Raw genomic sequence first — 13,365 nt, 5'->3', positions numbered from 1 at the left:
TACTATACTGATAGATTTTTTCTTTTTTTCAACTTGCGATACATGCGGTACCCTTTTCTTATCGCATCTACGACTATAAAAGGAATAGGCGGGTGATATTTCAATAAAAGGGGTTTATAAATTTTATAATACGCTCTTTTGAGATCATCCCATTTCTCGCAATATCCTTGTTTATAAAAATCGGAAACATCGACAATATAACCTCTTCCCTCGTTCATCACCACATTTTTCCCATGAACATCAAACGGATTTAATCCAACGGACTTGGCATATTGTAAGCCCCTATCAATATCATTTATGACACTTTCAGGGATAGGCACTCCTTTCACAATTGCTTGAAATAACGTAATTCCCTCGAGTTTTTTTAACACGAGATAATTTTCACCATAAGCATATAAGGTGGAATAGGCTTCATGGCTTCCCAATTTTTGATAGACCTCTATTTCTTTCCGCAGCTCCTCTGGACTCCTTCCGTATACCTTTACAACTTGATCTGGATTCGAACCATGTGAGAATACCCCAGCATAATTACCATTCCCAATCGTTTTCCACGATCGTGAAAGATTTCTCACATGAATGGGGTCAAATGGATTGGAAGATGATAAATGTATAAAGGGCAATAATTCATTTTCTATTAAATCTATATATTTACCTATCTTCATAGCATATCGCCCCTTTATAATATGGATGTTGTTAGTTTATTTTCGATAATGTCTAATCGATACCCTTTTTTCTTTCCATTTGAAATTTGCCGTTATACACTTAAATAAGAAACTTTTTATGAAAGGGGGCTAAAGAGGATGTTTCCAATTCTTGAAACCGAGCGTTTAAAATTGGTTGAGTTGGGTTATCAGCATGTTCAAAGCTTATTTGAAATATTGTCCATTGAAGAGGTCATGAGGTATTATGGCTCCGATTCTTTTACTACGCCAAACGAAGCCATGAAATTAATTGAAATTTTTCAAAAAAACTATAAAGAAAAACGCGGGATTCGCTGGGGCATTGTTTTAAAAAGAAATAAAAAGTTGATTGGATCCCTTGGACTTAATTCTTTGCTGCTGAAAAATAAACGCGCCGAGATCGGCTATGAGCTTCATCCAAACTATTGGCGAAATGGGTATACGATTGAGGCGATTCGGGAGATCCTGCGTTTTAGCTATAATGAATTAGGTTTGAACCGTGTAGGAGCCGTAGTCTATCCGGAAAATGAACCCTCCTTACGTCTCCTAAGAAAATTGGGCTTTACTCAGGAAGGTATACTTCGCGATTACATGTATCAAAGCAAACAGTTTCATGACACCATTGTCTTGTCATTATTAAAGCATGAATGGGAAAAAAGCCAGGAGAATTAATCCTGGCTTTACTTATTCTTCAAAAAATGCACGAAACTTCTTTGAATCCTTGTTTTCATGTTCATGAAAGTACGGATTATTTTCTGTTGAATCTTTCGGATCGAGATTCGTCTTGATGACTAAAGATGGCATCGATGGAGATTCCATAATCACGCGATCGTTTAAATGATCGAAATCAGGCATCTTTTTATTCCCAGGCTTAATTGGATCCATTTTAAGCTGCACCTCCTAAAACTAGGTTGCTTTTTCATGGCCTAAATCATTCAACTATATAGGAGCGGCATTCGTTTCCTTCCGGACAATGATTGTATAAGGGAAGTTTGTGGGAGTAAATCGTGCTTCTTTTTCCCCAGAAACAACAGCCATTATGGGGTGAATGGTTGCACCACGATCTGTTGGATACCAGTTCCTCCCTTCCTTAACAAGAACGAATACACCTTCATTATCCCCATAAAAGGAAAACAGATCATTTTCTGTTTTATATTGATTGCTAATATGCGGTTCAAGCTGCTCTTTCATCTCAGCGATTGTACTCACCGGCATACCTATTTCACTTACATCATACCAACCGCTCATAGGCTGATTTTCTCCCCAATAGAACGGTCTTTCAAGCATTTCTAAGATATTGCCGTCCGGGTCGATAAAGTAGGCCTGCTTCCCTTTCCAAAACATGCTGTATTGCCCCTCTTCATCCGACAATAACAAGCTTTTTTCAGCAAGTTTATGAAACATTTGGTCAAAGTAATCGGAACCAGTACGAAAACAAATATGGTAATAGGGTGTACTTTGATCCTTTTCAAATAACAATTTGGTTGAACCAGCCCTTACCGCAAAATAATTTTCAGCTTTACTAACCAATTCCATCTCTAAATCCTCGGTATAGAACCGTTTCATTTCTGAAAGATTAAAGCATTTTAACTGTAATTGATAGATTTTCATCCCCAACACTCCTTATACATCCATTATAAAGGGATGGAAAATGTGATTAGTCGGCCTAAAGACTGAAAATTCCTCCATCATTATCCCGAAAACAGAAAAAAACTAGGAAGTAAAAACTCCCTAGTATCTTTATTCCTCTTCAGAACCGACAAGGAAATCAGGATTTAATTCCTCGAACTCTTCATCGTCTACATCCATACCCCATTCCTCATCGTCGCCTTCGCAGCCTTCTGGATTAATTTTTACACAAATTTTTGTTTCGCCAATAACCTCAACAAGAAATTCCCTTTCTACATGGACGATGATGCGATTGCCATTTGGTGAGATAACTGCTTCACTGCAATTAGGCTGTTGCAGCACTCGTGCAATTATTTCATTGTCATCAAGGACATCATGGTCACGGTATTTTAACTTAATGACATCCGTATATTGGACGCGTTCAGTCACCACTTCCGTTTTGGTGTTGTCATTATATGAGTACCAAACGTTGGTGTCAAAAGAACCGTGTATCTCTACATTTTTGCCAACCTTTTTCGCATTGTATTTATGCTGGATAATCCAACAGCCAAGGATGCTTGATGGACTATGCGCCGGGCTAATCGTATGATTGGACTGTGTGAATTTTCGTCCTTTCGCTACTACCGCTTTGGCAAATATCTCTCTAAATTCTCCCATTTCGCGCGAACCCTCCTCATTCATTTTCATTTCATCCTATGCTAATTTTTAGACTAGTGTGCGATATATTTTTAGGAACACTGGATAAAAGTTTAGTCATGATTCAGTTTATGCGGGATTTTTAGGTATGTGCCATGGAGGCCCGGATTTTAAAAATGAGGGGAGCAGCACAGCTGATTTTGGGTATTAAAAAGGCAGGAATAATGGACAAACAAAAAGCCAGACTAAAGAGTAGTCTGACTTAAAGAATTATTGGTCGTGATCGCAGTCGTCATGGCCTTCGCATGCACCGCTGCCATTTTTCATGCTGGCGCCTGTTTCACCCATTAACACATCTCCACCTGTTGAAATAATGATTTCATCGGTTACGGTATTCGAAATCGTGGAGGCAACGAGCTGCAAGAGCTCATTCACATCCACTTGTGATTGTTTGAATTCCTTAACAACTGGAATTGCATCGAGTTCCTGTTCAAGAGAATCCATTTTTTCCTCTACTTTTTTCAAGGCTTCAGGTTTTCCATAATGCTGAAGACTGACAGCTTGTTTTTGTAAGCCTTTAATATCTGAGATTAATGTCTTCACTTTTGGGTTTTCATGAATTTGTGCTTCAGCCCTCTTGAAAAAATCCACTTCATCTGTTTCAGCAATCATCCGTGCCAAGTCATGGGCACGAGCGACGATTTCGTCTTTTGTATACTTCGCCACTTTATTTCACCTCTGCTGGTTCTAATTCTTCTATCATTTCTCCGTTTAATGACCATGTTTTTGCTTCTGTAATTTTCACCTTCACAATTTTGCCAATTGTAGATTTTGGTGCAATAAAATTAACAAGCTTATTTCTAGAGGTATATCCGGCTAACACATCAGGATTATTCTTACTTTCCCCTTCAACAAGAACATCCACGATTTGACCCTTGTATTTTTTCATTGCTTCCAATGAAAGCTCATTCACCAGGGCGTTTAATCGCTGTAAGCGCTCCTTCTTCACTTCCAATGGAACATTGTCCTGCATGGCTGCCGCAGGTGTACCTTCACGAGGTGAATAAATAAACGTATAAGCAAGTTCATAACCAACTTCACGGTAAAGTGACATGGTTTCTTCAAATTGCTCATCTGTTTCATTTGGATATCCAACAATGATGTCTGTAGTTAATGCGACATTTGGTATCGCTGCCTTAATTTTTCGAACAAGCTCTAAATATTGTTCTCTCGTATATTTACGAGCCATAATTTTTAACACGTCAGTAGAACCGGATTGAACAGGTAAATGGATGTGATCCATTAAATTTCCGCCCTTTGCCAGTACTTCAATTAAATGATCATCAAAATCCCGTGGATGGCTGGTAGTGAAGCGAATGCGCGGGATATCAATCTTCCTCAATTCATCCATCAGGTCACCAAGGCCATAGGTAATGCCCTCAAGGTCCTTACCATAGGCATTAACGTTTTGACCTAAAAGGGTCACTTCTTGATAGCCCTGAGCGGCTAAATGACGAACCTCCTGGATAATTTCTTCCGGACGGCGGCTCCGCTCTTTTCCGCGTGTATAAGGAACAATACAATACGTACAGAATTTATCACAGCCATACATGATATTAACCCATGCTTTAATATTTCCACGGCGTACTTTTGGAAGGTTTTCAATGACATCGCCTTCCTTGGACCAAACCTCAACCACCATTTCCTTTGACATATATGCCTCATGCAAAATGTTCGGAAGTCGGTGAATATTATGGGTTCCAAAGATCATATCTACATGGTGGTAGGTTTTTAGAATTTTATTGACCACTGATTCTTCTTGTGACATACAGCCGCACACACCAAGCAGAAGGTCAGGCTTTTCCATTTTCAGCGCTTTTAAGTGGCCAAGCTCACCAAATACTTTATTCTCAGCATTTTCACGAATGGCACAAGTGTTAAGAAGAATAACATTTGCATCCTCCGTGCGATCTGTAGGCTCATAGCCCAATGCCAGGAAAATCCCTGCCATTACTTCTGTATCATGCTCATTCATTTGACAGCCATAAGTGCGGATATAGAACTTTCTTCCCTCACCCATGCCGCGGAATTCCTCAGGAATAGAGAAATCAGAATGATATTTTACTTCTTCCTTACCACGCTTTTTTGCTTCTTTTAATGAAGGAGCAGTCATCACTTGTTCAAAATATTTGCTGTAATCCTTGGCGGATTTTCTGTCCGAAGAATTAGCAGCTTCTACTTTTTTACTATCTAATCGTTGTTGTTCATTCATTAGGAAAAACTCCTTTCTCGGGTTTCAATTTGCATTTATTTGTTCAATGATTTTTACCATTTCAATACATCATGATAAAAGTGCAGACGTATCTGCACATTATAATAGTATAAAGGTTATCAAGGGTGAAAACAATAGAAAAACCCGTGAAATTAGATTCCACGGGTTTTTTAAAATTAACTACTAATTACATAAATTCTGCAACTAATTTATCGAAGTGTGCTTGATCAAGGTTAAGGTTAGCGTTAACTAATGGCTCTTCTGAGTATCCTTTAATCAATTCTTGATAAGAAGGACGCTCTGTGTTTTGGTAAATAAGTCCAGTAACAAGGCCATTATGCTTCATTAAAGTCTGCATAGCTGTTTCGCGGCTAGATGAGTCATAACCTTCAACATCGCTTAATTTCGTTAAGTTTTCTTTAAACCAGTCATATGTGTTGACCTTATTATAGGTCACACATGGGCTGAATACGTTAATTAAAGAGAAGCCTTTATGTTTGATTCCTGCTTCAATTAATGCAGTTAGGTCTTTTAAATCAGTTGAAAAGCTTTGTGCAACAAAAGTAGCACCGGCAGTTAATGCCATTTCCATTGGAGAGATGGTTTGTTCAATGGACCCCATTGGCGTTGACTTTGTTTTAAAGCCTTCTGCTGAACGTGGGGAAGTCTGACCCTTTGTTAGACCATAAATTTGGTTATCCATAACAATATAAGTAATATCAACATTACGACGAATCGCATGGATCGTATGAGCCATACCAATTGCATAACCATCACCGTCCCCACCGGAAGCGATAACAGTTAGGTCACGATTGGCCATCTTAACACCTTGAGCAATCGGTAGGGAACGACCATGAATACCATGGAAGCCATAAGAATTAATATAACCGGAAATACGTCCTGAACAGCCAATCCCAGAAATTACGGCTAAATTCTGAGGTTCAAGTCCTACATTCGCTGCTGCACGTTGCATTGCCGCTTGTACAGAGAAGTCGCCACAGCCAGGGCACCAGTTCGGTTTTACATCATTTCGAAAATCTTTAAATGTGGCCATTTAGAACAACTCCTTGCATTTTGAATAAACTTCATGAGGTAAAAATGGATTTCCATCATATTTTACAAACTTCGTAATTTTTTCAGCGTGTCCAACATTCATTTTCATAATATTGGCTAATTGACCAGTTGCGTTGTTTTCTACGACAAGTACTTTCTTAGCCGTACGTAGAAGTGGTAATAATTCGTCTGTCGGGAACGGATGAATTAAACGAACATGTGCATGATTCACTTTCATTTCGTCATTTTCAAGACGAACCATTGCCTCTTCAATCGCACCACGAGTAGAGTTAAAGCCCACAATTAGAAGGTCTGCATCTTCGTGTGGTGCATTTTTATATACAGGTGTATTAAAACGAATATTCTCAACTTTACGGAAACGTTTGTCCATTTGGGCAATACGATTTGATGCTGATTCAGATGGTTTACCAGTTTCAGCGTGCTCAACACCTGTAACGTGGTGAATACCATTTTTCATACCAGGGATTGTACGTGGTGAAACACCATCTTCAGTTACTTCATAACGTTTGAAGTAGCCTTTGTTTTCAATCTCTGGAAGCTCTTCAGTCACAAGCTTACCGCGTCTAATTTCTACTTTAGAAACATCAAGTGGTTCTACAGTTTGTTTACCCAATGATAATTGAAGATCGGATAGAACAATAACCGGGCACTGATATTCTTCAGCAAGGTTAAAGGCTTCTGCCGTATCATAGAAAGCTTCTTCAACAGTACTTGGAGCCATAACAATTTTAGGAATTTCTCCGTGTGTACCATAAATCATGGCCATTAAATCGGATTGCTCCTGTTTTGTTGGTAATCCTGTTGATGGACCGCCACGCTGTGTATCTACAATGACAAGCGGAGTTTCGGTAATACCAGCAAGACCAATCGCTTCCATCTTTAATGATAATCCTGGCCCAGATGAAGCTGTGATGGCACGAACGCCGCCATAGCTGGCACCAATTGTCATTGTACATGCAGCGATTTCATCTTCCGTTTGGATAACAGTTCCGCCAAGTGCAGGCAGTTTCTTAATTAAGTATTCCATAATATCTGATGCCGGTGTGATTGGATACGCGGCCATAAAACGGCAGCCTGCAGCAAGTGCTCCCAGAGCAATCGCATCATTCCCAATCATAAACATACGTTTTTTGCCATCGGCTTTTTCAAGCTGCATGGTTGGAACGCTGGCATCCATTTTTTCTTTCATGTAATCAAATCCAGCTTTAATGGCATCCATGTTTTTCGCAACAACCTGGTCGCCTTTTTTGCCGAAAATTTCACGAACTACTTCTTCGAAAACATGAATATCTAAATCTAATACAGCCGAAGTAGCACCGATTGCCACCATGTTCTTCATTAAGGAAGTTCCTAATTCTGTAGCAATTTCTGTAAATGGAACCGCATACAATGCTGCTTCTGAATCTTCCGGTCTTGTTGGATTAAATTTGGAATCAGCCAGAATTACACCTTTACTGTGCAATTCTTTGTAATTAACATCAATAGTTTCTTGGTCAAATGCGACAAGGATATCAAGGTCATCAGAAATAGAACGAACTTCTGTTGTGCTGACTCTGATTTTATTGTTAGTATGGCCGCCTTTAATACGAGACGAAAAGTGACGATAACCATACAAGTAATACCCCAGGCGATTCAATGCGATAGCAAAGATTTCCCCAGTGCTTTCAATACCTTCCCCTTGTTGTCCGCCAACTTTCCATGAAAGTTGATTGATCATGTCTTACACCCCTTTGGATATGTAAAAAGTTAAGTAAAAAATTTCACTATAAGAGTAGCACTTTCCCTAGCAAATCACTAGACTTTCAAGCTTTAATACCTAAAAGAATATTGCATAGATGTACTAAACGCTTTCAATTCTAGACCTATGTACATAAAATTGCAAGTCTTTAGGGAAAAATATTGTCTAAAATATGAATATTTTTTTACTGCTTTAAATTCCCTTCATTTTTAAAGCATTGATAGAAAGCTTAAGCAGCTGTAGATCGCGTTGTTATGCAGTTTTCACTTTATCCTTGTGGTTTTATCGCTTTAAAGCATGTTTATAATTGTAGGTATATTAGAATAATATATTTGAAGAAATCAAGTTGAAAGTTTTGCCAATTAAAAATGCCTGCTTGTTAGGTACACAAGCAGGCAGGAAATGAACGCCTTCCACCCTTTATTCTATAGGATGAAAATATGTCTATCGTGGTTCGACAATTAGTTTTATCGCTGTACGTTCTTCACCGTCAATTAAAATGTCGGTAAACGCCGGAACACAAATCAGATCCACTCCGCTAGGTGCTACAAATCCTCGAGCAATCGCTACTGCCTTTACGGCTTGGTTCAATGCACCCGCACCAATTGCCTGTATTTCCGCTGCACCTCTCTCACGAAGTACTCCGGCAAGCGCACCAGCTACAGAATTAGGATTAGATTTTGCTGAAACTTTTAATATTTCCATTCCTAGCTTCCCCCTTGTATAATCCCGATCCCCCATGAGCATTTCATGAACAATTCAGGTATATAAGTTTCCACTGCTACTATATTCAATGGACAAAAGACATATTCCGGCTTGACCAAAAAAAGCAAAGAAAAAACCTCCCAAAAGGAGGTTTTTCATTATGTGTACCATGGATGATCGTCATTAATCAAAATCCGCTCTATTTTCTTGCAGAGACCCGTTTTTTTATCTAATTCAATCAAAACTCCGCTCAGCAAATTACGGCCGGTTTTTGCCACTTCAAAGCGCACAGGAAGGCTTGTCAGAAATCTCTTTAGGACGGCTTCTTTTTCCACCCCAAGAATGCCATCGTAAGGTCCAGTCATGCCCACATCCGTGAGATAGCCTGTTCCTCCCGGCAAAATACGGTTATCCGCAGTTTGTACATGCGTATGCGTTCCTACCACTGCTGAAACTCTTCCGTCTAAATACCATCCCATTGCTTGCTTCTCACTCGTAACCTCTGCGTGGAAATCAACAAAAATAATGGGTGTCCGCGCACGCGCAATTTCAATTAATTCATCTGCCTTACGAAATGGACAATCAATTGACGCCATGAAGGTCCTGCCCTGTAAATTGATTACTGCAACTTCAAATTCATTTACCTTAAAAAAGGCCAACCCTTTACCAGGAGTGCCTTCCGGAAAATTCGCCGGCCGCACCATATTTTTCGCCTTATCTATAAATTCAAAAATTTCCTTATTATCCCATGAGTGATTTCCAAGTGTAATGGCCTGAGCGCCATAGCCCAAAAATTCACGGTATATTTTCTCTGTAATTCCTTTACCAGCGGCTGCATTTTCCCCATTAATAATGGTGAAATTCGGCCGGTATTTTTCTTTTAGTTTCGGAAGGTATTCCTTCACCATGTCACGCCCGGGTGAACCCACAACATCTCCAATAAATAATAAATTCATGTTTTTCCCTTTCTGCTTTTGACCTAACTATTTAAATTGTATCACAACAGCTGATTATTTAATCGTTTCAAAAAATAAAGCGGTGCATTCGCACCGCCTTATTTTGCGTATTCCACAGCCCGTGTTTCACGGATAACTGTTACTTTTATATGTCCAGGATAATCAAGCTCTTCTTCAATCCGCTTTCGGATATCCCGTGCCAAGCGATGTGCAGCTAGATCATCTATCGTATCCGGTCTAACAATTATCCTAACTTCACGACCAGCCTGAATAGCAAATGACTTTTCTACACCTTCATAGGACTCAGAAATTTCTTCAAGCTTTTCAAGACGACGAATATAATTTTCTAGAGTCTCACTGCGTGCACCAGGTCTTGCAGCGGATAAGGCATCAGCTGCAGCCACTAGGACAGCGATGACAGATGTTGGTTCCGTATCGCCATGATGTGAAGCAATACTGTTAATGACAACAGGGTGTTCCTTGTACTTTGTAGCAAGCTCTACCCCAATCTCAACATGGCTTCCTTCTACTTCATGGTCAATTGCTTTACCGATATCGTGGAGTAAACCTGCACGTCTAGCTAATGTTTCATCCTCGCCAAGCTCAGCTGCCAGTAAACCTGAAAGCTGTGCAACTTCCATTGAATGTTTAAGAACATTCTGCCCGTAGCTCGTACGGAATTTTAGACGACCAAGGATTTTGATTAAATCAGGATGCAGTCCATGAACACCGACTTCAAATGTCGTTTGTTCACCGACTTCGCGGATGTATTCATCTACTTCACGACGAGATTTCTCAACCATTTCCTCGATTCGTGCCGGATGGATTCGTCCATCCTGAACTAATTTCTCAAGGGCGAGTCGAGCAGTTTCACGACGAATTGGATCAAATCCAGATAAAATAACAGCTTCCGGCGTATCATCGATAATTAAATCAATTCCAGTTAATGTTTCGAGTGTACGGATATTTCGTCCTTCACGGCCAATAATACGGCCCTTCATTTCATCGTTTGGAAGGTTGACGACAGAGACAGTCGTTTCCGCAACATGGTCAGCAGCGCAACGCTGGATTGCCAGCGAGAGAATTTCTTTCGCCTTTTTGTCAGCTTCCTCTTTTGCGCGGGTTTCGCTTTCTTTGATCATGATGGCTGTATCAACAGTCAGCTCCTGCTCAACTCGATCTATAATAATCGATTTCGCTTCCTCACGCGTTAAGCTCGAAATTCGTTCTAGTTCAGTTTGTTGTGTTCGTACTAACACTTCCACTTTGCTTTCCATCTCTTCAATATGCTGTTGTCTTTGGTTTAGAGAATCATCCTTCTTTTCTAAAAGAATTTCACGCTTATTTAACGTATCATCCTTCCGGTCTAAATTCTCTTCTCTTTGCAGTAAACGATTTTCTTGTTTTTGCATTTCATTTCTTCGTTCACGAACCTCACGTTCTGCTTCAGTACGAAGCTTGTGAATTTCATCCTTTGCCTCGAGCAATGCTTCTTTCTTTAACGAATCAGCATCACGCTTTGCTTCTTCAAGAATTTGCTCTGCAGCATTCTTTGCTCCTGCAACTTTTGCATCAGCAATGGATTTGTGAACCAAATAGCCAACAACGGCACCGACGATAAGGCCAAGCAAAATGAAGGCGATTGTAAGTGGACCCATCGTTACACCTCCTCTTGCTATGAACTTTTGTTTCTTCTTTCAAGTGTCGGCATGTACATTGTTTAGACTCAACATACAGCAAGCACTAAGGCTTTTCAATGTAATATTTTCAAAAATGTAAAATATACATGTTAATTGTAAATGTGTGCAAATTTATTGTCAAGGGTATGTCCTTACAGCTTTTTGAAATATTTTGAATTTCTTTATATACTACACGGTTTTTCGTTGGGTTTTTGATGAATAAAAATACATTTTGTTGAATAATTATGCGAATTTATTAAAAAGAGCAAAACCTGGTTTGGCTTTGCTCATTCTTAGATTTAGTCAAGTAATTCAAATTGGTCGTCATCTTCTGTTTCAGTAACGGTTTTTTCTCCATCCAAACCATAGTGCGCGCGGATTTTTTGTTGAATATCCAAGCGAATATTAGGGTTTTCCTTCAAGAACTGTTTCGCATTTTCACGGCCCTGACCAAGTCTTTCCTCATTATAGGAATACCATGACCCGCTCTTTTGAACGATATCCAGTTCTGCTCCCATATCAATGATTTCGCCTTCTTTAGATATACCTTCACCATACATAATATCCACTTCCGCCGTACGGAATGGAGGTGCTACTTTATTTTTTACAACTTTAATTTTCGTTTTGTTTCCGACCATGTCGTTACCTTGTTTTAAGGTTTCGGCACGGCGGACTTCTAGACGGACGGTTGAATAGAATTTAAGGGCGCGGCCGCCTGGTGTCGTCTCGGGGTTCCCGAACATGACTCCAACTTTTTCACGAATTTGGTTAATAAAGACCGCGATTGTTTTTGATTTATTAATTGCACCAGATAATTTACGAAGGGCTTGAGACATTAAACGGGCTTGCAAGCCTACGTGTGAATCTCCCATTTCCCCTTCAATCTCTGCTTTAGGGACTAAGGCTGCAACAGAGTCGATAACGAGAATATCAACTGCACCGCTTCGGACAAGTGCTTCCGCAATTTCAAGGGCTTGTTCGCCTGTGTCAGGCTGAGATAATAATAGCTCATCAATATTTACACCAAGTTTTTGTGCATAGGTTGGGTCAAGTGCGTGCTCGGCATCGATAAACGCTGCTTGGCCGCCTTTTGCTTGTACTTCTGCGATAGCATGTAAGGCTACGGTTGTTTTACCAGATGATTCAGGGCCATAGATTTCAATAATTCTTCCCCGAGGATACCCACCTACACCAAGAGCTACATCAAGTGCTAATGAGCCGCTAGGAACAGTAGATATTCTTGTTTCTGTTTGCTCTCCCATTTTCATAATGGAGCCTTTACCGAATTGTTTCTCTATTTGCTTTAACGCCATTTCTAAGGCCGCTTTACGATCACTCACTAATCGTTCCTCCTCAAATATATATAAATAAAAGTTCAGACAATCTATCATTTTGAAACCTATTAATAATATAACCTCTTTTAGGATATTTGTCGAGCAAAAAATCGAACATCCATTCGACTATTTTTGTTTGAATTGAGATGTGAAATTAGGTGAATTCCACTGATATTTGAGGATTTTTGGTAGGGCTAGACTGCCCAATTACCTATTTTTGTTAGTTGTCTGAAAATATAAAATGAAATAGTAGATTTTGATTTGAGATATTTGAAAATTATTATGTTCTTTTCTAATTGACCACGTTTTACGGTCACTATTTTGATTGATTTCAACGGTTTTGTCCGTAAGACCACCGATTGTGGACATTTCCAAGAGTTTCTGTGCCAGCATTGTCCGTTACACCCACGATTACGGACAACTCCAAGATTCTCTGCACCTGCATTGTCCGTTACACCCACGATTACGGACAACTCCAAGATTCTCTGCACCCACATTGTCCGTTACACCCACGATTACGGACAACTCCAAGATTCTCTGCACCTGCTTTGTCCGTTACAACCCCGATTACGGACAACTCCAAGATTCGTTGCACCAGCTTTGTCCGTTACAACCCCGATTACGGACAACTTCAAAATTCTCTGCACCTGCTTTGTCCATTA

At 39.8% G+C, this 13,365-nt stretch carries 13 protein-coding genes; 1 reads left to right on the top strand and 12 read right to left on the bottom strand.

Going from position 1 to position 13,365, the window contains the following annotated elements; translation table 11 throughout:
- Positions 1 to 2: 2 nt before the first annotated feature.
- Positions 3 to 662 carry a protein kinase family protein gene (locus ACZ5XR_RS07160; RefSeq protein WP_464500978.1) on the bottom strand — a complete coding sequence of 220 codons (660 nt, stop codon included), beginning with the start codon at positions 660 to 662 and terminating at the stop codon, positions 3 to 5.
- 138 nt (positions 663 to 800) lie between these two features.
- Here ACZ5XR_RS07160 and ACZ5XR_RS07155 point away from each other — a divergent pair, with 138 nt between their 5' ends.
- Positions 801 to 1,352, top strand: coding sequence for a GNAT family N-acetyltransferase (locus ACZ5XR_RS07155; RefSeq protein WP_464500977.1), 552 nt, complete (start codon positions 801 to 803; stop codon positions 1,350 to 1,352).
- A gap of 12 nt (positions 1,353 to 1,364) precedes the next feature.
- Here ACZ5XR_RS07155 and ACZ5XR_RS07150 read toward each other — a convergent pair whose 3' ends face one another.
- The 11 genes from ACZ5XR_RS07150 to recA all read right to left on the bottom strand — a co-directional run bounded on the left by ACZ5XR_RS07150 (position 1,365) and on the right by recA (position 12,709).
- Positions 1,365 to 1,565, bottom strand: a complete 201-nt coding sequence (locus tag ACZ5XR_RS07150) for a hypothetical protein (protein ID WP_464500976.1) — start codon at positions 1,563 to 1,565, stop codon at positions 1,365 to 1,367.
- A 54-nt stretch (positions 1,566 to 1,619) separates the two neighbouring features.
- On the bottom strand, positions 1,620 to 2,291 hold the full coding sequence (locus ACZ5XR_RS07145) for a VOC family protein (RefSeq protein ID WP_464500975.1): 672 nt from the start codon (positions 2,289 to 2,291) through the stop codon (positions 1,620 to 1,622).
- Positions 2,292 to 2,420: 129 nt separating this feature from the next.
- Entirely contained in the window at positions 2,421 to 2,966 is a 546-nt protein-coding gene (locus ACZ5XR_RS07140) for an outer spore coat protein CotE (RefSeq protein WP_464500973.1), read from the bottom strand.
- 249 nt (positions 2,967 to 3,215) lie between these two features.
- Positions 3,216 to 3,671: a YlbF/YmcA family competence regulator gene (locus tag ACZ5XR_RS07135; protein WP_464500972.1), complete on the bottom strand. Its 456-nt coding sequence runs from the start codon at positions 3,669 to 3,671 to the stop codon at positions 3,216 to 3,218.
- 1 nt (position 3,672) lies between these two features.
- The gene (miaB, locus tag ACZ5XR_RS07130) at positions 3,673 to 5,217 is read right to left on the bottom strand and encodes a tRNA (N6-isopentenyl adenosine(37)-C2)-methylthiotransferase MiaB (RefSeq protein ID WP_464500971.1); all 1,545 of its coding nucleotides are present in this window, start codon (positions 5,215 to 5,217) and stop codon (positions 3,673 to 3,675) included.
- A 187-nt stretch (positions 5,218 to 5,404) separates the two neighbouring features.
- Complete coding sequence (locus tag ACZ5XR_RS07125) at positions 5,405 to 6,271, bottom strand: 2-oxoacid:ferredoxin oxidoreductase subunit beta (protein WP_464500970.1); 867 nt, start codon at positions 6,269 to 6,271, stop codon at positions 5,405 to 5,407.
- Positions 6,272 to 8,008 (bottom strand): 2-oxoacid:acceptor oxidoreductase subunit alpha, encoded by a 1,737-nt coding sequence (locus ACZ5XR_RS07120; RefSeq protein WP_464500969.1) that lies wholly within the window; start codon positions 8,006 to 8,008, stop codon positions 6,272 to 6,274. It abuts the gene before it with no gap.
- A gap of 465 nt (positions 8,009 to 8,473) precedes the next feature.
- Positions 8,474 to 8,734: a stage V sporulation protein SpoVS gene (spoVS, locus tag ACZ5XR_RS07115; protein WP_038541258.1), complete on the bottom strand. Its 261-nt coding sequence runs from the start codon at positions 8,732 to 8,734 to the stop codon at positions 8,474 to 8,476.
- A 158-nt stretch (positions 8,735 to 8,892) separates the two neighbouring features.
- Positions 8,893 to 9,690 carry a TIGR00282 family metallophosphoesterase gene (locus tag ACZ5XR_RS07110; protein ID WP_464500968.1) on the bottom strand — a complete coding sequence of 266 codons (798 nt, stop codon included), beginning with the start codon at positions 9,688 to 9,690 and terminating at the stop codon, positions 8,893 to 8,895.
- 98 nt (positions 9,691 to 9,788) lie between these two features.
- On the bottom strand, positions 9,789 to 11,348 hold the full coding sequence (gene rny, locus ACZ5XR_RS07105) for a ribonuclease Y (protein WP_464500967.1): 1,560 nt from the start codon (positions 11,346 to 11,348) through the stop codon (positions 9,789 to 9,791).
- A gap of 320 nt (positions 11,349 to 11,668) precedes the next feature.
- On the bottom strand, positions 11,669 to 12,709 hold the full coding sequence (gene recA, locus ACZ5XR_RS07100) for a recombinase RecA (RefSeq protein ID WP_464500966.1): 1,041 nt from the start codon (positions 12,707 to 12,709) through the stop codon (positions 11,669 to 11,671).
- Positions 12,710 to 13,365 lie beyond the last annotated feature (656 nt).

This window comes from Neobacillus sp. Fa239 (assembly GCF_055395235.1).
This window is presented reverse-complemented; position numbering and strand designations above follow the sequence as displayed.